This window comes from Pseudomonas sp. B21-035 (genome assembly GCF_024748945.1).
Lineage (GTDB): Bacteria > Pseudomonadota > Gammaproteobacteria > Pseudomonadales > Pseudomonadaceae > Aquipseudomonas.
Window position 1 is genome coordinate 1,153,838 of the sequence record NZ_CP087179.1, and the last position, 19,775, is coordinate 1,173,612.

Here is a 19,775-nt window from a genome sequence, read left to right on the forward strand (position 1 = left end):
GGCAAGTGACAAGCTTCTAGCTCCAAGCGGTAGTTGCTCTGCAGCGGCTACCGCGTAATTCCCGAACAACTTGCGGCTTGCAGCGTGAAGCTTGCAGCTGCATCAGAGATTGAGTCATGGCCCTCGACATTCACGCTCACCGCATCCTGATCCTCGACTTCGGTTCCCAGTACACCCAGCTGATCGCTCGCCGCGTGCGCGAAATCGGCGTGTACTGCGAACTGCACCCGTTCGACATGGACGATGAAGCGATTCGCGAATTCGCCCCGCGCGGCATCATCCTCGCCGGCGGCCCCGAGTCCGTGCACGAAGCCAACAGCCCACGCGCGCCACAGGCGGTCTGGGACCTGGGCGTACCGGTATTCGGTATCTGCTACGGCATGCAGACCATGGCCGAACAGCTGGGCGGCAAGGTTGAAGGTTCCGAGCTGCGTGAGTTCGGTTATGCCCGCGTCGACGTAGTCGGCAAGAGCCGCCTGCTCGACGGCATCGAAGACCACGTTGACGCCGATGGCGTATTCGGTCTGGATGTGTGGATGAGCCACGGTGACAAGGTCACCCGCATCCCGGAAGAATTCCACATCCTGGCCAGCACCCCGAGTTGCCCGATCGCCGGCATGGCCGACGACACCCGGGGCTACTACGGCGTGCAGTTCCACCCGGAAGTGACCCACACCAAGCAGGGTGGTCGCATTCTCTCGCGCTTCATCCTCGACATCTGCGGTTGCGAAGCGCTGTGGACCCCGTCGCACATTGCTGAAGACGCCATTGCCCAGATCCGCGCCCAGGTCGGCAGCGACAACGTCCTGCTCGGCCTGTCCGGCGGCGTTGACTCCTCTGTGGTTGCAGCGCTGCTGCACAAGGCCATCGGCGACCAGCTGACCTGCGTATTCGTCGACAACGGCCTGCTGCGCCTGCACGAAGGCGAGCAAGTGATGGCCATGTTCGCCGAGAACATGGGCGTCAAGGTAATCCGCGCCAACGCCGAAGAGCAGTTCCTCGGCAATCTGGCCGGCGAAGCCGACCCCGAGAAGAAGCGCAAGATCATCGGCCGCACCTTCATCGACGTGTTCGATGCCGAGTCGAGCAAGCTGCACAACATCAAGTACCTGGCCCAGGGCACCATCTACCCGGACGTGATCGAGTCGGCTGGCGCCAAGAGCGGCAAGGCCCACGTGATCAAGTCGCACCACAACGTCGGTGGCCTGCCGGAAGAGATGAACCTCAAGCTGGTCGAGCCGCTGCGCGAGCTGTTCAAGGACGAGGTTCGTCGCCTTGGCCTGGAGCTGGGCCTGCCGTACGACATGGTCTACCGTCACCCGTTCCCGGGTCCGGGCCTGGGCGTGCGCATCCTCGGTGAAGTGAAGAAGGAATACGCCGACCTGCTGCGTCGCGCCGACCACATCTTCATTGAAGAACTGCGCAAGGCCGACTGGTACCACAAGGTCAGCCAGGCCTTCGTGGTGTTCCAGCCGGTGAAATCGGTCGGTGTGGTTGGTGACGGCCGCCGTTACGCCTGGGTCGTGGCCCTGCGTGCGGTCGAGACCATCGACTTCATGACCGCGCGTTGGGCACACCTGCCTTACGAGCTGCTGGAAACCGTCAGCGGCCGGATCATCAACGAGATCGAAGGCATCTCCCGCGTCACCTACGACGTGTCGAGCAAGCCGCCAGCGACCATCGAGTGGGAATGATCCCGCTGCGTGAACCGCTGTAGCGCTTGAAGCAAACGCCCCGACTTGTCGGGGCGTTTGTTTTTTCAGGCTTGAGTCAGGCCCGTGAGTTTGAGCGCCGAGACCAGTTCGCGCAGGTCTTTGAAGCGATGGTTGTGGACGCGGGGCCAGGGCCGGTCGATTGAGACCTGGTCCTCGGTGATGTGGATGACGGTGCGCACGATTGAGCGGTCGTTGCTGCGATGAAACAGTAGAGTCTGATCACCCTGCTGCTCAATCAAGAACATGCCGACCCGCGGCAGGCGGGTTTCGTGCAGGGTTGTCAGATCGGCGGCCCATGACCCCGGGGTTACAATGCGCAAGACCAGGTCATTCTTGACGAAGCGTGGCGCTTGGCCTTTAGACAGCTCGCCAAACCGGCCTTCATCGACAAACAGGCCAACGGTGGCCCCTGGCTCGGCGTCGACTACCCGGATGCCAATTGCCTGGTTCAACTCGCTGAGCCCTGGCACCTGTTCGAAGGTATTGGCGTGGGACTCTCCTACCAGTGCAATCCAGCGCCCTGGGCTTTGCTGTTCTACAGCACTGATGATTGAAGTGGCATAGCGATTCATCATTTCGATGCGCAGGGTGCCCTCCGGGTCTGCCAGGCCCGCCTGACGGTAGCTGGCCATGCAGTCGATGGCCTGGATGCGCAGGTGGTTGCGCTGCGCGGCCTTGACCAGGTTGAGAAAGGTGAACTGGCCTGACGGGTCGGTCTTGAACCCGGCATCAAGGCTCTTGAGGTATTTCCTCAGGCCCTGAGGCATCTTCCCGGTGCGCATGAAAATGTCCAGGTCGGCCTGATGGAAGTCGCTCAGCAGATGTTCCATGTACAGCGTGCGGACTTTCTGCTTGGCTAGCACCTCCATGTTCTCGATCAGGAACTTCTTGCTGGCAATCGAGCTGTGACGCTCGCCAATCACCAGTCCCTCGGCGCGCTGAAACACCTCCTGGAAAATCGATTTGGGTGTGGCGCTGGCCGCCAGCGTGGGGATCTCTACCCGGGGCTGCACTTGCACTGTACGAAAATACGAGCGGCTTTCCTCCGCTAATTGCGTGCGTATCCGGGTGAATGATTCGGCGGCAGCGTTGAGTTCGGGATCGTTCATGACGATATAGCCTTTGAGTAACTGATCGCCCGGGTTGTTGGCGGCGCTCTCCAGCTTCGCGCGTAACTCGACCGGTACTTCATAGGGCGATAGGGAAAGTACGACGGGTGTTTGCGCTGCCGCGCTGGACCCCCAGGGATGTTTGCTCCAGAACTTGCCACCCCCTTGCAGGCCGGGCTTGGGCAGCAGTTCCCACTGGCCATTGGCGTTGAGCCTCACGGGCTGGCTGCGGTAGAACGCGTACGGGTTCTGTTCATCGATGATCACCCAGGTTTTCATTTCGCCAACGTAGCGCACCGCATAAGGATCACCGTTGAGGGTGATGTAGGTCTGGCCATCGAGCAGATAGGTGCCGCGCAGGTTGCCTTCCAGTTGTGGGCGTTGCCCATCGACAATCACGTTGGCAATCGGCTGCTCCAGGGGCAGATCGATTATCTCCGGCAGGGGACGGGCTTCACTGGCGAAGGGCGGTCGAGGTGTGCGTATGCCGCTGGCGCTGCGTTCGGCTTCAAGTGGATCAACTACTTCAGCGACTTCGGCGGCTGCGCCGACGCCAAATACCAGGGTGGCGTCGAAGGCGGCACTGACTGCGCTGACGATGGCGCCAGTGACACCGGCCTTGCGTTCTGCGGTGGTGTCGCCGTTCACCGCCTGGTCGATGTTCAGTCCCAGGCTGGCCAGGTCCGCACCGACCACTGCCAAAGCCACTGGCCAACACACTGCACCGATGACACCAAAGGTGTTGGTAAAGGCATTGAGGTAACCGATCCACATCTGTTTGCGCAGTTCGCTGTTCGAGCGCAGCGCCGTGTCGGCGTCGGCATACATGCGTTCGCGGGCCTGGTCGCGCAGGTAGCTGAACAGATCTCCGGCGATTGGCCGGTCGAGCTGATTGATCAACGAATGGTCAGCATGACCGTAACTGGATACCAGTAGCTCGATAAGGCTGTTCAGGCCGACGCCCGAGCCCCGTGGCGGGTGGACCGACAACGGGAAGTGCGATTCGAAGCGCGCCCGGCTGGCCAGGTCGGTACAGGCCTGTTGCAGCACCCAGATGTGCAGGTCGTTGTTGGTTTCGAAGCTGTGCAGGGCGGTTGTTTCTCCGGGCATATAGACAAACTGATGACCTTCAGGGGAGACAATGCGCACGATGTCGCTGGCCAGGTAGCCGCCTATGTCGAAGGTCCGAACACTCCAGCCCTGCGCCGCCTGCACCTGATCTGCCAGTTGCTTGCGGGTGATCGGGGCACGCAAGTCGCCTGCCACTGCCTTGAAGATCGCCTGGCAGTGATGCGGGTACAGCACGCCGCTTTGATAGTCCTCATACGCCTTGGCGAGGAAGTTGACCTTGGCCATCAGGCGAAAATCATCGGCATGGGCTTGCCAGAAGGCATCGAGCCGGTGGTTGAACAGCGTGCTGAAGTCGATCTGCCAGAACTCATTGAGCACATCCTGGCCCAGCATGCGAATTTCATTGGTTTCGTTGAAAACCGGGCTGTGTGGCCCGGCTCGGTAAAAGCCACCGTTCTGTTGCAGCAGATCGCTGTTGTCCTGGTCGTGACTGTTGAAACGGCGCATGACCAACTGTGGCAAGGTCATCGATTCAAGCGGTGGGCCGTAATGCTCCCAGCCGGTGAAGCTTCGTGTACTGCTTACCGCGCCAGCGAAGCGGTGCCAGTAAATGGTGTCTGGCTCTGGAGTCTGTCCGGTGTGCTTGAGCAGCAAGTTGCGGGCAACTTCACGGGCCATTTCCCACATGTCGGGGCATTGAGTCACCAGCGTGGAGGCGATGGTGTCGAGCGCTTGCTTCTGGCCTTGGCTGGAGGCCAGCGAATCGGAATGGACATTTAATTGATAGGGCATGAGCATCTCCTTGCAGATGAATGCCCATTGAGAAAGCCTGCGTCATACCTGCTGCCATAGGTATTTGTTGTTACAACGAAATGGATTTTTCTGACGTTACATCGAGCCGTTTCCCTGTCTAGCTGATGGCCGCCGGGAATACTTATGTAGTACCGCTGGCATCGACGCACGACCCAGGCTGAGGGTTTCTTGTACAACGGAACTCATGTCATGGAACATTCGCAACCTGATGATCAGTCCACCCTGCAATTGGCGGCGGTTCGTGCGTCGCTGCGCCAGCTTGCCGAAACGGTGGTCAATGCCTTCCCGGACCTGCATGCCAGCGCCGGCGACGCAGCGGCGCAGCTGCTGGCCACACAAGCCAACCTGCACGCTGATCCGGACAGGATCTACTGGAACCGTTTCTCTCACGCTGCCAGCAACAGCCGCAGCTTTACAGGCTGGGAGCACTATGGAACACCTGATCAGTCCTTGACCTTGACCGAACTGGTCATGCGCCGCTTTCGCGTCAGTGACCAGGACAATGCCGACCTGCTGCTGTTGTACGGCGGTTTCTACACCGAGGGGGCAGAGGCGAGGCGCTTCGATGAAAGTAATGAAGTGCGGCTGGACCCGCAAAAGGTCCTCAACGCCTTGTGGGAGATGGACTTTGGCGCCAGGTTCCAGCGCCAGCGAACGGCGTTCTGGGTCGAGCACGGTGCTGATGTGCGCGCGCTCAGCAAGCTCACTTACCTCGCGCAGGCACTGCAGGCTGGCCTCGGTGGGCAACTGAACGAGCAGCAGTTGCAACTGGTGTTCGACGCTGTCGGCTTTGACAGCAGCGTTGCTGCCCATCTGCAGCATTTTGAACAAGTACAGCAACCTGCTGCCGGCATTCAGCTTGCGACCTTGAGCCTGGCCGGGCAGGCGTCGTCGGCGCTGGTGTGGTTGCAGGGGCCGGGGGCGCAGCATGTGCTCTATATGCCCGGTGCGGTGCCGTCGTTCCAGGCTTTCAGTAGCCAGCAGGAGCTGGCCGAATGGCTGTTTGGCTGGCTGCAGGTGGCCGTCAGCCGCGAGCAATTGTTGGCTTATTTCGCCAGTGATGCGCAGCAGGTGCAGAGGTTGCGTGAGCAACTCGCCTCTTGGGCGCAAGGCTCGGTCGAGGCTTTTGCCGCTCAGGTAAAGCGTGCGCCGATCAACGGCGAGGTCTTCACCTGGATGCGCGACAACGCCCGGCAGCACATGGAACTTGAAACCGATGCGGCCCTGCGTACCAATGCCGAACTGCGTGCGCAATTGTGGGTGGGTTACCTGGGCGTGGCCTCGCGCCTGCTGGGCGCCGTAGCGCCGGCGGGTTGGCCGTTGGCATTGCTGGCGGTGGCAACGGGCACTGCCAGTCTTGCCTTGAACGTCGAGCAGGCGGTCGATGGCGACAATCCCGTGGAGCGGCGGGCGGGTGTGCTTGGGGCGATTCTTGCCGGTGTCGAGGTCTTGCTCAACCTGCCATTCCTGCTACCGCTGGGGCGTGGCGCGGCGCAAGCGCTGGGCCAGCTTGAAAGCAACCAGATCATTGACGTACCCGAGGCTTTCAGCGGCATCAAACGAGGTGTCAGTACCCTGGCTGATGGCGCCCAGTACATCGAGCTTGAGGGCGTGCCCTATCGGGTTCGATATGACCAGGCCTTGCGTACCTGGCTGATTGTTCCTGATGACAATCCCTTTGCGTTCAATGGGGTAGTGCCCGTGCGTCTGGACGAGCAGGGGCAGTGGGGCGTGCTCGAGGCTGCCTGCCTGCGCGCAGGTGGCCAGTGCCTGGGGGGGCTGACGCCCGAGGCGCCGGCGGTGCCGGTAGATTACTCGCCCTTCGACGCTGCGCCTGGCAGCTATGAAGTCCCGGAACCGTCCCGGCCCGCTGTGCGGGAGCTCATCAGTGCAAACAATCGGCGGGCGATCGGCGGTGATTACTACGACCCCGCGTCGCCACTGATGGAGGTGCGTGACAGCCTGCAGCAGATCCGGCAGCAATTGCGCACGGATGCCGAGCGGTTTTTCACCCGGCTGACCCTGCCCAGCTTCAAGATTCACCCGCCAGCGGCCTCTATCAGCCCGCAGCGGGCATTCATCGAGCTATTCGACGAGCATGCCGGCGTGGTCATTGGCGAATCCCACGCTTCGATCGCCAGCAAACGCTGGCTGCTGGAAAACCTCACTCCCCTGTATGCCAAGGGCGTGCGCACGCTCTATCTTGAGCACCTGATGACCGACCTGCACCAGGCGGACCTCGACCTGTTCCATCGCAGCGGGCGCATGACTACGCAATTGCGGCGCTACCTGGACCGTCTGGATCTTGGCCATCGCACCGACAGCGCCGGCCGCTATAACTTCCTGGAACTGGTGCGCAAAGCCCGGGCCAACCGAATCAGGGTACAGGCCTTGGACTGCGTCGCCAGTTATCACCTGGAAGGCCTCGACCTGGAGCAGCCGGGCAATCCGCTGCGCCAGAAAGTCATGAACTACTATGCCAACCGGGTTATTGGCGCCACGCAAGGCGAGGCTGACGCCGGCAAATGGATCGCGCTGGTCGGCAACACCCATAGCAACCTGTACAAACGCGTGCCAGGCCTGGCCGAGCTGCAAGGGGTGCCGGGCTTGCGCCTGGTCGATGCCGGGCCGGGGCAGGCCAGCGGCATTACCCTGGATACGGGAGAGTACTATCTGCCGAGCATGGGCAGGCCCGACGGTATCGTCCAGGGCGATTTGCGCCTGGCACTGCAGACCCAGGATCAGCCCGTTGCCTTTCGCGACGCCATCACTGCGCCGCCAGGGGTTATAAGGCCGGGAACCTAGGCCCTGCGGCAACTCTTCACTTAATATTTCTCAATTGCAGGTGTATCGTATTCGCCCTTCATCGCCGGTACCTTGGCACTTTGCCGCCAGGTGCCGGCATGTTGTTCCTGCGATGTGAGGTACCTGCTGCATGTCCTTTACCCGGCGACAAATTCTCGGTGGCCTGAGCGGCCTGGTGGCGATTGGCCTTGGCGCCGGTGGCGCATCGCGGTACTGGCTAGGAAGGACCGATCCGGATGCCGGGCATGACTACGAGCTGATCGCCGCGCCGCTGGATGTCGAGCTGGTCTCCGGCTTCAAGACCGAGGCCTGGGCCTTCGGCCCGTCGGCGCCGGGCACCGAGTTGCGGGTGCGCCAGGGCGAATGGCTGCGGGTGCGTTTCATCAACCACCTGCCAGTGGCCACCACCATCCACTGGCACGGCATCCGCCTGCCGCTGGAGATGGACGGGGTGCCTTACGTCTCGCAGTTGCCGGTATTGCCGGGCGAGTATTTCGATTACAAGTTCCGCGTGCCGGATGCTGGCAGCTTCTGGTATCACCCGCATGTGAACAGTTCCGAAGAGCTCGGCAAAGGCCTGGTCGGGCCGCTGATCGTCGAGGAGCGCGAGCCCACCGGCTTCCAGCACGAACGCACCCTGAGCCTGAAGAACTGGCACGTCGACGAGCAGGGCGCTTATCTGCCCTTCAGCATCCCCCGTGAAGCTGCCCGTGGCGGCACCGCCGGCCGGTTGATTACCATCAACGGCCAGGCCAACGCCGTGGTCGAGATGCCTGCCGGGCAGATCGTGCGGGTGCGTCTGCTCAACCTCGACAACACCCTGACGTATCGCATTAACCTCAAAGGCAACTTTGAGGCGCGGGTCTACGCCCTGGACGGCAACCCCATCGTTCCGCGCCCGCTGGGCAAAGACTACTGGCTGGGCCCGGGCATGCGTATCTGCCTGGCGATCAAGATGCCGCCAGCCGGTGAAGAACTGTCATTGCGCGATGGCCCGGTGCGCCTGGGCACCCTGCGTTCGGTAGCCAGCAGCGAAGCCCCGGGCGACTGGCCGCCGGCGCTGCCGGCCAACCCGATCGCCGAGCCGGACCTAGCCAACGCCGAAAAGCTCAACTTCAATTTCGAGTGGGTCGGCTCGGTTTCGGTAAATACCGACAACGGTAAGCCGCCGAGCCTCTGGCAGATCAACGGCAAGGCCTGGGACATCACCGACAAGACCTGCGCCGACCGGCCGATTGCTACGCTGCAAAAGGGCAAGAGCTACATCCTCGAGCTGAAGAACATGACCCAGTACCAGCACCCGATCCACCTGCACGGCATGAGTTTCAAGGTGATCAGCTCGAACAAGCGCAAGATCGAGCCGTATTTCACCGACACTTACCTGCTGGGCAAGAACGAGCGCGCGCGGGTGGCGCTGGTGGCGGATAACCCGGGTACCTGGATGTTTCACTGCCACGTGATCGATCATATGGAAACCGGCCTGATGGCCGCGATCGAGGTGGCCTGATGCGTCAGCCGCAGATCATCGATCGCAGCCGCGACCAGCAATTCATGCGCCTGGCGCTGGAGCTGGCGGCGCAAGGCGCGGCCATGGGCGAAGTGCCGGTGGGCGCGGTGCTGGTCCAGCACGGCCAGGTGATCGGCCGGGGCTTCAACTGCCCGATCAGCGGCAGCGACCCCAGTGCCCATGCCGAGATGGTCGCCATCCGCGCCGCCGCCCAGGCCGCGAGCAACTACCGGCTGCCCGGCAGCACCCTGTACGTGACCCTGGAGCCGTGCAGCATGTGCGCCGGGCTGATCGTGCATTCGCGGATCAACCGGGTGGTGTACGGTGCGCTGGAGCCCAAGGCCGGCGTGGTGCAGAGCCAGGGGCAGTTCTTTACCCAGGGCTTTCTCAACCACCGGGTGCTATTTGAGGGTGGGGTGCTGGCAGAGGAGTGCGGAGCGATTCTGTCCGAGTTCTTCAAGGCGCGACGGGCCAAGGCCTGAGGTGGCCTTGCCCCGCGAAACAGTTCAGAGTGGCGGGGTCTGCTCGGTCGGCTTGGTCTTGTTCACGCCGGGCACGTGCAGGTTGCTCTCGGCCACCTGGCTGCCTTCAAGCTGCGGCTGGGTCACCCAGGTGAGGATGTCGTAGTAGCGGCGGATGTTGGCGACGAAGTGCACGGGCTCGCCACCGCGGGCATAGCCGTAGCGGGTCTTGCTGTACCACTGCTTCTGCGACAGGCGCGGCAGCATCTTCTTCACGTCCAGCCACTTGTTGGGGTTCAGGCCTTCGCGCTTGGCCAGCTTGCGCGCATCGTCCAGGTGGCCGCTGCCGACGTTGTAGGCGGCCAGGGCGAACCAGGTGCGGTCCGGCTCCTCGATACTGTCATCGAGCTCGGATTTGACGTACATGAAGTACTTGGCACCGCCGCGGATGCTCTGCACCGGGTCCAGGCGGTTGGACACGCCCATGGCCTGGGCGGTGCGCTGGGTCAGCATCATCAGGCCGCGCACGCCGGTCTTGGAGGTGACCTCGGCCTGCCACATCGACTCCTGGTAGCCGATTGCGGCCAGCAGGCGCCAGTCGACCTGTTCCTTCTTGGCCGAGGCCTGGAAGGCCTTCTCGTAGCGCGGCAGGCGTTGCTGCAGGTGCTGGGCGAAGGTATAGGCGCCTACATAACCCAGTACATCGACGTGGCCGTAGTAGCGATCTTTCAGACGCTGCAAGGTGCCATTCTTCTGCACCTTGTCGAGAAATTCGTTGATCTCGTTGAGCAGGCTGTTGTCTTCGCCGGCTGCCACCGCCCAGCGCTGGTCACGGGCATCGCCGAGATCGAAAGCCACCCGTACCTTGGGGAAGTAGACCTGGTTCATTGCCAGTTCATTGGAGTCGACCAGGGTCAGGTCGATCTGCCCCTCATCGACCATGCGCAGCAGGTCGACCACCTCAACTGCATCAGATTCTTCGTATTCGAGCGCCGGATACTGCTTTTTCAGCTCGGCCATCTGCTCGGCGTGGGTGCTGCCCTTGAGCACCATGATCTTCTTGCCGACCAGGTCCTTGGCGTCGGTGGGCCGTGGACGGCCGTTGCGGTAGATGATCTGCGGGGTGACTTCCAGATACGGGTGTGAAAAGCGCACCTGCGACTTGCGCTGTTCGCTGCTGACCAGGCCGGCCGCTGCCAGCACCGGGCCGGACGGCTGGCCGAGCTGGTTGAACAGGTCGTCGAGATTGTCGGCGGTCTCGATCTTCAGCTCTACGCCCAGATCGTCGGCGAAACGCTTGACCAGCTCGTACTCGAAGCCGGTTTCGCCGTTGCGGTCCTGGAAGTAGGTGGCCGGGCTGTTGCGGGTAATTACGCGCAGCACGCCGTCTTCCTTGACACGCTCGAGGGTGCTGGGTTTTTCAACACAGGCACCGAGCATCAGGAAGAGTCCGGTTGCGATGAGCCATCTGGCGCACCGCTGGCGCAAAGCGGTTTGGGCGAACATAGGTTGCAGTATACGCAAAGGACCGGCCGCGCCATATCTCGACAACGGTTTGCTTGTCTGCTAGCGATCTTTGCGTTAAAGGCAAAATGCAGGGCAAAACCGGCGGTTTTTTTTGACCCCCGAGTCCGCTTTGCCGGGCCGACATGCGGAGGTGCTGCAATGCTGTGTTTCGGGTGCCGGAAGCGCCGGAATTAGGCTAGAATGCACGGCCTCTAAGCACACCCCCTTCCTGAGGCTGTCCCGACGATGTTGATCCTGCGCGGCGCTCCTGCCCTTTCTGCCTTTCGCCACGGTAAGTTAATCGAGCAACTGAGCCAGAAAGTCCCCGCTGTTAGTGGTTTGTATGCTGAATTCACGCATTTCGCCGAGGTTGACGGCGATCTGAGTGCCGACCAACAGCAAGTGCTCGCGCGCCTGCTCAAGTACGGCCCGAGCGTACCGGTCCAGGAGCCAAGCGGGCGCCTGTTCCTGGTGGTTCCGCGTTTCGGCACCATCTCGCCCTGGTCGAGCAAGGCCAGCGACATCGCTCACAACTGCGGCCTGGAAAACATCCAGCGCCTGGAACGGGGCATTGCCTACTACGTCAGCGGTGAGCTGAGCGACACCGACGCCGCCATCGTTGCCGACATCCTCCACGACCGCATGACCCAGCTGGTGCTGGCCAAGCTTGAAGAGGCCGCCAGCCTGTTCAGCCACGCCCAGCCCAAGCCGCTGACTGCCGTCGACATTCTCGGCGGTGGCCGCGCCGCGCTGGAGAAAGCCAACGTCGAGCTGGGCCTGGCCCTGGCCGAAGACGAGATCGACTACCTGGTCACCAGCTTCCAGGGCCTCAAGCGCAACCCGCACGACATCGAGCTGATGATGTTCGCCCAGGCCAACTCCGAGCACTGCCGCCACAAGATCTTCAACGCCAGTTGGGATATCGACGGCCAGAGCCAGGAAAAAAGCCTGTTCGGCATGATCAAGAACACCTACCAGATGCACAACGAAGGCGTGCTGTCGGCTTACAAGGACAACGCCTCGGTGATCGTCGGTTCCGTCGCCGGGCGTTTCTTCCCGAACCCTGAGACCCGCCAGTACGGCGCGGTGCAGGAGCCGGTGCACATCCTGATGAAGGTCGAGACCCACAACCACCCGACCGCCATCTCGCCGTTCTCCGGCGCCTCCACCGGTTCCGGCGGCGAAATCCGTGACGAAGGCGCTACCGGCCGCGGTGCCAAGCCCAAGGCCGGCCTGACCGGTTTCACCGTTTCCAACCTGCGCATCCCGGGCTTTGAACAGCCATGGGAGCAGGCCTACGGCAAGCCGGACCGCATCGTCACCGCCCTCGACATCATGGTCGAAGGCCCGCTGGGTGGCGCCGCGTTCAACAACGAATTCGGCCGTCCGGCGCTGACTGGCTACTTCCGCACCTTCGAGCAGTCGATCAACACCCCGCACGGTGAAGAAGTACGCGGTTACCACAAGCCGATCATGCTGGCCGGTGGCCTTGGCAACATCCGCGAAGACCACGTGCAAAAGGGCGAGATCACCGTCGGCGCCAAGCTGATCGTGCTCGGTGGCCCGGCCATGCTCATCGGCCTGGGTGGCGGCGCGGCTTCGTCGGTCGATACCGGCGCCAGCTCCGCTGACCTCGATTTCGCCTCGGTGCAGCGCGAGAACCCGGAAATGGAACGCCGCTGCCAGGAGGTCATCGACCGTTGCTGGCAGCTGGGTGACAACAACCCGATCGCCTTCATCCACGACGTCGGCGCCGGCGGTATTTCCAACGCCTTCCCGGAACTGGTCAACGACGGTGGCCGCGGTGGCCGCTTCGAACTGCGCAACGTGCCCAACGACGAGCCGGGCATGGCCCCGCACGAGATCTGGAGCAACGAATCCCAGGAACGCTACGTGCTGGCGGTCAGCGCTGGCGACTTCGAGCGCTTCCAGGCCATCTGCGAGCGCGAGCGTTGCCCGTTCGCGGTGGTCGGCGAGGCCACTGCCGAGCCGCACCTGACCGTGACCGACAGCCACTTCGGCAACACCCCGGTCGACATGCCGCTCGACGTGCTGCTGGGCAAGCCGCCGCGCATGCACCGTTCGGTGACCCGCGAAGCGGAGCTGGGCGATGATTTCGACCCAAGCACCCTGGAACTGAACGACTCGGTCGAGCGCGTCCTGCGCCACCCGGCCGTGGCCAGCAAGAGCTTCCTGATCACCATCGGCGACCGCACCATCACCGGCCTGGTTGCCCGCGACCAGATGGTCGGCCCTTGGCAGGTACCGGTGGCCGACTGCGCCGTCACCGCCACCAGCTTCGACGTCTACAGCGGTGAAGCCATGGCCATGGGCGAGCGTACCCCGCTGGCCCTGCTCGACGCCCCGGCGTCCGGGCGCATGGCCATTGGCGAGACCCTGACCAACCTGGCTGCCGCGCACATCGGCAAGCTGTCCGACATCAAGCTGTCGGCCAACTGGATGTCGGCTGCCGGCCACCCGGGTGAAGATGCCCGCCTGTACGACACCGTCAAGGCTGTCGGCATGGAGCTGTGCCCGGAGCTGGGCCTGACCATTCCGGTGGGCAAGGACTCGATGTCGATGAAGACCAAGTGGAGCGAAGAGGGCGTTGACAAGAGCGTCACCTCGCCGATGTCGCTGATCGTCAGCGGCTTCGCCCCGGTGCTCGACGTACGCAAGACCCTGACCCCGCAACTGCGTATGGACAAGGGCGAGACCGACCTGATCCTGATCGACCTGGGCCGCGGCAAGAACCGCATGGGCGCCTCGATCCTGGCCCAGACCCACGGCAAGCTGGCCGCCGTAGCGCCGGACGTCGACGACGCCGAAGACCTCAAGGCCTTCTTCGCCGTGATCCAGGGCCTGAACGCCGACGGCCACCTGCTGGCCTACCACGACCGTTCCGACGGTGGCCTGCTGACCACCGTGCTGGAAATGGCCTTCGCCGGCCACTGCGGCCTGGACCTGGAACTGGACACCCTGACCAGCAAGCGCGAAAAAGTCGCCGCCATCCTCTTCAACGAAGAGCTGGGCGCGGTGATTCAGGTGCGTCAGGACGCTACTCCGGACGTGCTGGCGCAGTTCAGCGCAGCCGGTCTGGGTGAAGACTGCGTCGCGGTGATCGGCCAGCCGATCAACAACGGCGAAGTGCTGATCAAGCTGGCCGGTGAAGAACTGTTCAAGGGCGACCGCCGCCTGCTGCAGCGCCAGTGGGCCGAGACCAGCTATCAGATCCAGCGTCTGCGCGACAACGCCGACTGCGCCGACCAAGAGTTCGACGTGCTGCTGGAAGAAGACAATCCCGGCCTGAGCGTCAAGCTCGGCTTCGACGTCAACCAGGACATCGCCGCGCCGTACATCAAGAAGGGCGTGCGTCCGCAAGTGGCAGTGCTGCGCGAGCAGGGCGTCAACGGCCAGGTCGAAATGGCCGCAGCCTTCGACCGCGCCGGCTTCAACGCCATCGACGTGCACATGAGCGATATCCTTGCCGGTCGCGTCGACCTCAACGACTTCAAGGGCCTGGTGGCCTGCGGCGGTTTCTCCTACGGTGACGTGCTCGGCGCCGGTGAAGGCTGGGCCAAGTCGGCGCTGTTCAACGCCCGTGCCCGTGATGCCTTCCAGGGCTTCTTCGAGCGCAGCGACAGCTTCACCCTGGGCGTGTGCAACGGTTGCCAGATGATGTCCAACCTGCACGAGCTGATTCCGGGCAGCGAGTTCTGGCCGCACTTCGTGCGTAACCGCTCCGAGCAGTTCGAAGCCCGTGTGGCCATGGTCGAAGTGCAGAAGTCGAACTCGATCTTCCTCCAGGGCATGGCCGGTTCGCGCATGCCGATTGCCATCGCCCACGGTGAAGGCCATGCCGAGTTCGCCAGCGAAGAAGCCTTGCTCGAAGCCGACCTGTCCGGTTGCGTGGCCCTGCGCTTCGTCGACAACCACGGCAAGGTCACCGAAAGCTACCCGGCCAACCCGAACGGCTCGCCGCGCGGGATTACCGGCCTGACCAGCCGCGACGGTCGCGTCACCATCATGATGCCGCACCCTGAGCGGGTCTTCCGTGCCGTGCAGAACTCCTGGCGTCCGGATGACTGGAACGAAGACGCGGCGTGGATGCGCATGTTCCGCAACGCCCGGGCGTGGGTGAACTAAGGGGTGTACAAGCTCGCCTTCTTCGTCCCGCCAAGCCACGTGGAGGTGGTCAAGGCCGCTGTGTTCGCTGCCGGTGGCGGGCGCATCGGCAACTACGACTGCTGCGCCTGGCAGGTGTTGGGCCAGGGCCAGTTCCGTCCGCTGGACGGCAGTCAGCCGTTCCTCGGGCAGGCGGGCGTGGTCGAGCAGGTCGAAGAGTGGCGGGTTGAGCTGGTGGTGGCCGACGAGCTGATCGGCTCGGTGGTCGCTGCCCTCAAGCTCAGCCACCCTTATGAAACCCCGGCTTATGAGGTCTGGCAGCTAGCGGACTTCTAAGGATCTCATCGCGGGTCAAGTCGGGTCGCCGCACCGCCGCTCCCACAGCGGGAGCGGCGGTGCGACGCCTCGACTTGACCCGCGATGCTTTTCAGCCCTGCAACGCCTGGCTCAAGGCAGCAGCACGCTTGCCCAGCAACAAATGCCAGGTCCCATCCGCCAGCGGACTGACCCCCTGGCACCCCAGCGCCAACAGGCGCTCGCGCGTCACTTTGCGCGCATCCTTGAGCTCGACCCGCACTCGGGTCAGGGCCACGCAATCGACCTTCAACAAGTTGTCCTTGCCACCCAATGCACTGAGCCAGTCTTCAGCGGCCATGCTTTCGCTCGCCTCGGCTTTCACTTGCGGCTGTTCGACGACATTCGCCAGGGCATGGGGCAGCTGGTTGCGAATCTCGTCGGCAATGGTGTCGGCCAGCGGCCCGACCACCACCTGCAGGCTACCGCCGGAACCCGGACGTACCACGGCCATGGCCCCGAGGGTTTTCAGCATGCCATCGTGGGCCAGGCCGCGGTCATTGAGCAACAGGCGCAGGCGTGTGGTGCAGGCGTCTACCGAGAGCAGGTTGGCGGCACCGCCGAGAGCATCGATGTAGCGCTTGCCGCGTGGTGCGCTAGCGTCCTGGACTGGAGCTTCTTCGCTGGGCTGGTCTTCGCGGCCCGGGGTTTTCAGGTTGAAGCGGCGGATACAGAAGTCGAAAACGAAGTAGTACACCAGCGCATACAAAAGCCCGACCGGGAACACCATCCAGCCATTGGTCGAGCGGCCCCAGCCCAGGGCCATGTCGATGGCGCCACCGGAGAAGGTAAAGCCCAGGCGGATATTGAGCAGGTCGCACAGGGCCATGGCCAGTCCGGTGAGCACGGCATGGATCAGGAACAGCAGCGGCGCGAGGAACATGAAGGCGAACTCGATCGGCTCGGTAACGCCGGTCAGCGCCGAGGTCAGGGCCATCGACAGGAGGATGCCGCCAATCAGTTTGCGCCGCCCCGACAGGGCATGGCGGTACATGGCCAGGCAGGCGGCGGGCAGGCCGAAGATCATCATCGGGAACATCCCGGCGAGGAATTGGCCGGCCCGGGGATCGCCGGCGAAATAGCGGCTGATGTCGCCGGTTACCGTCAGGCCATTGGCACCTTCGAAACTGCCAAAGACGAACCACACCAGATTGTTGAGGATATGGTGCAGGCCGGTGACGATCAGCAGGCGGTTGAACACGCCGAAGAAGAACGCGCCGATGCTGCCGCTGTCGAGCAGCAGTTGGCCGAGGCTGTTGATACCGTTCTGCAGGGGCGGCCAGATCAGGCCGAACAGCAAGCCCAGGCCCACCGCCGATAAACCGGTGGCAATCGGCACGAAACGCCGGCCACCGAAGAAGGCCAGGTACTCGGGTAGCTTGATGTCCTTGAAACGGTTGTACAGCGCACCGCCGAGCAGGCCGCACAGAATCCCGGCGAGCATGCCCATGTCGATGTGCGGGTCGATGACCTTGAGGGTCGAGACCAGCACCAGGTAACCAATGGCCCCGGCCAGGCCCGCGGTGCCGTTGTTGTCGCGGGCAAAGCCGACGGCAATGCCGATGGCGAAGATTAGCGCCAGGTTGGCGAAAATCGCGTTGCCGGCATCGTGGATCAGGGCGATGTCCAACAGGTCGGTGTCGCCCAGGCGCAGCAGCAGGCCGGCAATCGGCAGGATGGCGATGGGCAGCATGAGGGCGCGGCCGAGCCGTTGCAGGCCCTGGATGAAGTGCTGGTACATGGTGCGCTCCGGTTATTGTTCTGTGCTGAGTGGGGAGTGGCGGTGGTGTAGCGGGCGTGCGGCGAAATCGCGGCAGGCCTGGCGCACCGCGCGGGCGCTGGAAAGGCCCAGCAGCTGCTGGCTGAAGGTGCGGCATTCACTGCTGTCGAGCTGGCGCACGCGCTCCTTGATCTCGCCGACCTGCGGGGCGCTGACCGACAGCTCGCTGACCCCGAGGCCGACCAGCACCGCGGTGGCCAGCGGCTCCGAGGCCAGCGCGCCGCACACCCCGACCCAGCGGCCATGGCGGGCAGCGCCCTGGCAGGTCAGGTCGATCAGGCGCAGCAGCGCCGGGTGCAGGGCGTCGACGCGGGCGGCCAGACCCGCGTGGTCACGGTCCATGGCCAGGGTGTACTGGGACAGGTCGTTGGTACCGATCGAGAAAAAATCGGCGTGTTCGGCCAGGCGCTCTGCGAGCAGGGCGGCGGCCGGAACTTCGATCATCACCCCGAGTTCGGCGCGCTGGTTGATGCCCAGTTCGCTGGCCAGGTGGTCCAGGCGCTGGCGGATTTCCAGCAGCTCATCGACCTCGCTGACCATCGGCAGCATGACCCGGCAGCGGCGCTGCGGGCTGACCTGCAGCAGGGCACGCAATTGCAGGTCGAGCAGCTCGGGGCGCACTTGGCCCAGGCGAATGCCGCGCAGGCCGAGTACCGGGTTGGCCTCGTGGGGCAGGGGCAGGTAGTCCAGTTGCTTGTCGCCGCCGACATCGATGGTACGGATGATCACCGGGCGATCGCCCATGGCGTCGACTACCGCCTGGTAGGCGCTGAGTTGCTCTTGTTCATCCGGGGCGGTGTGGCGGTCGACGAAGAGGAATTCGGTGCGCAACAGGCCGACGCCGTCGGCGCCAAGAGTCAGGGCCTGGGCAGCTTCGGCCGCCGAGGCGACATTGGCGGCAACTTCGATCAGGCGCCCGTCACGGGTCTGGGCGCTGCCCTGGGCGGCGGCTTGTTGCTGTTGGCGGCGTTGCTGCTGTTGCTGGCGAAGCTGCGCGACTTCGGCCAGGCGTTCGGCGTCTGGCGCGGTTTCCAGCCGGGCCTGCTCGCCGTCCACCACCAGCACCTGGCCGGCCTGCAGGTTCAACAGCTCCGGGCCCAGGGCAACCAGGCACGGCAGGCCGCGGGCGCGGGCGAGGATGGCAACGTGCGAAGTGGCGCCCCCGGCGACCATGCACAGCCCGGCTACCGCGTGCTTGTCGAGCAGCAGCAGGTCCGAGGGCGTCAGTTCATGGGCGGCGACAATCGCCGAGGGTGGCAACTCGAGTTCGCGGCTTTCGCCGAGCAGGGCGCGTAATACCCGTTGCTGCAAATCCTGCAGGTCGTTGGCGCGCTCGGCCAGCAGCGGCTTGTCGAGGGCGTTGAGGATCGCGCACTGGGCGTCGATGGCCTGGCTCCAGGCGTGGCTGGCGGCAATGCCCTGGTCGATGCGCTGACGTGCAGCGTCGATCAGTGACGGATCGTCGAGCAGTGCCAGGTGCGCTTCGAAAATGGCTGCAGCATCACCTTGTTGCAGCTGTTTCAAGTCGCCTTCAATGGCGGCTTTGACGCTGACCAGTGCGGCGTCCAGGGCCTGGTGCTGCGCAGCGGGCGTATGGCCGCCCGGGTCTGGCGGCAGGCGTATCCCGTCCAGACGCGCCAGCGGGCCACAGGCCAGGCCCGGCGATGCGCAGACACCGTTGAGGATGCCGGGCTGCAGGTTGGCGACGGGTGTGGCCTGAGCACTGATGGCAGGGGCGGCATGCTGTTCGCCGACGCTCGCGGTGGTGACTGCTGCCAATAGTGCCTGCAGCGCCTGCGCACTGTCGGCACCGCTGCAAACAATTTCAACTTCATCCTGCTCGCCGACACCCAGGCCCATGATCGACACCAGGCTGTTGAGCGCGGCGACCTGGCCGTTGAAGTGCAGCTCGGCGCGGCTGCCAAAGCCCTGGGCAGTCTGGCGCAGCAGCGCCGCAGGGCGCGCGTGCAAGCCGCCGTGATGAGCGACTCTGGCGCTGCCGCGCACGGTTTCGCCGCTGCTGGCTGCTTTGCCTGCAGCGATGCTGGCATTGGGGATGACATCCAGCAGCGGCGCACCCAATGCCACCGAGCGAGTGGTGCGCGGCAGCAAGCGGTAGTCGCTGCTGTTGCTGAGGATCATCACCGTGATCAGGCTGGTGCAGTGTTGCGCCACCAGGTCGAGGTCAAAGCGGATCAGCGGCTGGCCACGTTCGACCCGTTCGCCGTTGGCCACCAGTGCTTCGAAGCCGCGGCCCTGCAGCTGCACGGTATCCAGGCCGATGTGCATGAGGACCTCGGCGCCGTTGTCGGCGCGCAGGGTCAGGGCGTGCAGGGTTTTCGCCAGGTGGATGACGGTGCCGGCGCAAGGCGCCTGCAGGCAGTCGTTGAGCGGGTCGATGGCGATGCCGTTGCCCAGGGTGCCGCCAGCGAACACCGGGTCGGGCACCTGGTCGAGCGGCAATAGCGGGCCTTCGAGGGGGGCATGGAGGGTGATGTTCTTGTTGTTGGGCATGCGCAAGGTCCTCGG

At 63.8% G+C, this 19,775-nt stretch carries 10 protein-coding genes; 6 read left to right on the plus strand and 4 right to left on the minus strand.

Annotated elements, in window-relative coordinates:
• The first annotated feature begins 116 nt into the window (after positions 1 to 116).
• Entirely contained in the window at positions 117 to 1,694 is a 1,578-nt protein-coding gene (guaA, locus tag LOY22_RS05235; RefSeq protein ID WP_045196475.1) for a glutamine-hydrolyzing GMP synthase, read from the plus strand.
• Between the two features lie 65 nt (positions 1,695 to 1,759).
• Here the strand turns inward: guaA and LOY22_RS05240 are convergent, their stop codons facing one another.
• Positions 1,760 to 4,687 carry a membrane-targeted effector domain-containing toxin gene (locus tag LOY22_RS05240; protein ID WP_258596673.1) on the minus strand — a complete coding sequence of 976 codons (2,928 nt, stop codon included), beginning with the start codon at positions 4,685 to 4,687 and terminating at the stop codon, positions 1,760 to 1,762.
• A 210-nt stretch (positions 4,688 to 4,897) separates the two neighbouring features.
• Here LOY22_RS05240 and LOY22_RS05245 point away from each other — a divergent pair, with 210 nt between their 5' ends.
• From LOY22_RS05245 to tadA, 3 genes are all read left to right on the plus strand, one after another.
• The gene (locus LOY22_RS05245; protein WP_258596675.1) at positions 4,898 to 7,513 is read left to right on the plus strand and encodes a membrane-targeted effector domain-containing toxin; all 2,616 of its coding nucleotides are present in this window, start codon (positions 4,898 to 4,900) and stop codon (positions 7,511 to 7,513) included.
• Positions 7,514 to 7,643: 130 nt separating this feature from the next.
• On the plus strand, positions 7,644 to 9,020 hold the full coding sequence (locus tag LOY22_RS05250) for a multicopper oxidase family protein (RefSeq protein ID WP_093386984.1): 1,377 nt from the start codon (positions 7,644 to 7,646) through the stop codon (positions 9,018 to 9,020).
• The gene (gene tadA, locus LOY22_RS05255) at positions 9,020 to 9,502 is read left to right on the plus strand and encodes a tRNA adenosine(34) deaminase TadA (RefSeq protein ID WP_093386979.1); all 483 of its coding nucleotides are present in this window, start codon (positions 9,020 to 9,022) and stop codon (positions 9,500 to 9,502) included. Before LOY22_RS05250 ends, tadA begins: the two co-directional genes overlap by 1 nt.
• 24 nt (positions 9,503 to 9,526) lie before the next feature.
• On the opposite strand, the gene mltF is transcribed toward tadA, so the two are convergent.
• Entirely contained in the window at positions 9,527 to 10,987 is a 1,461-nt protein-coding gene (mltF, locus tag LOY22_RS05260) for a membrane-bound lytic murein transglycosylase MltF (RefSeq protein WP_045196482.1), read from the minus strand.
• A 246-nt stretch (positions 10,988 to 11,233) separates the two neighbouring features.
• Between mltF and purL the strand changes: the two genes are divergently transcribed.
• Together purL and LOY22_RS05270 are read left to right on the plus strand one after the other, a co-directional pair.
• The gene (gene purL / locus LOY22_RS05265; RefSeq protein ID WP_258596678.1) at positions 11,234 to 15,133 is read left to right on the plus strand and encodes a phosphoribosylformylglycinamidine synthase; all 3,900 of its coding nucleotides are present in this window, start codon (positions 11,234 to 11,236) and stop codon (positions 15,131 to 15,133) included.
• 3 nt (positions 15,134 to 15,136) lie between these two features.
• Positions 15,137 to 15,448 (plus strand): YqfO family protein, encoded by a 312-nt coding sequence (locus LOY22_RS05270; RefSeq protein WP_093386966.1) that lies wholly within the window; start codon positions 15,137 to 15,139, stop codon positions 15,446 to 15,448.
• 91 nt (positions 15,449 to 15,539) lie between these two features.
• Here LOY22_RS05270 and nagE read toward each other — a convergent pair whose 3' ends face one another.
• Both nagE and ptsP read right to left on the minus strand, forming a co-directional pair.
• Positions 15,540 to 17,207, minus strand: coding sequence for an N-acetylglucosamine-specific PTS transporter subunit IIBC (gene nagE, locus LOY22_RS05275; RefSeq protein WP_258596680.1), 1,668 nt, complete (start codon positions 17,205 to 17,207; stop codon positions 15,540 to 15,542).
• Positions 17,208 to 17,219: 12 nt separating this feature from the next.
• Complete coding sequence (ptsP, locus tag LOY22_RS05280) at positions 17,220 to 19,760, minus strand: phosphoenolpyruvate--protein phosphotransferase (RefSeq protein WP_258596682.1); 2,541 nt, start codon at positions 19,758 to 19,760, stop codon at positions 17,220 to 17,222.
• Positions 19,761 to 19,775: the final 15 nt, after the last annotated feature.

Bases quoted from the DNA above. Each gene is read 5' to 3' on its own strand.
- guaA (WP_045196475.1), top strand. From the start codon at position 117: ATGGCCCTCGACATTCACGCTCACCGCATCCTGATCCTCGACTTCGGT.
- LOY22_RS05240 (WP_258596673.1), bottom strand. From the start codon at position 4,687: ATGCCCTATCAATTAAATGTCCATTCCGATTCGCTGGCCTCCAGCCAA.
- LOY22_RS05245 (WP_258596675.1), top strand. From the start codon at position 4,898: ATGGAACATTCGCAACCTGATGATCAGTCCACCCTGCAATTGGCGGCG.
- LOY22_RS05250 (WP_093386984.1), top strand. From the start codon at position 7,644: ATGTCCTTTACCCGGCGACAAATTCTCGGTGGCCTGAGCGGCCTGGTG.
- tadA (WP_093386979.1), top strand. From the start codon at position 9,020: ATGCGTCAGCCGCAGATCATCGATCGCAGCCGCGACCAGCAATTCATG.
- mltF (WP_045196482.1), bottom strand. From the start codon at position 10,987: ATGTTCGCCCAAACCGCTTTGCGCCAGCGGTGCGCCAGATGGCTCATC.
- purL (WP_258596678.1), top strand. From the start codon at position 11,234: ATGTTGATCCTGCGCGGCGCTCCTGCCCTTTCTGCCTTTCGCCACGGT.
- nagE (WP_258596680.1), bottom strand. From the start codon at position 17,207: ATGTACCAGCACTTCATCCAGGGCCTGCAACGGCTCGGCCGCGCCCTC.
- ptsP (WP_258596682.1), bottom strand. From the start codon at position 19,760: ATGCCCAACAACAAGAACATCACCCTCCATGCCCCCCTCGAAGGCCCG.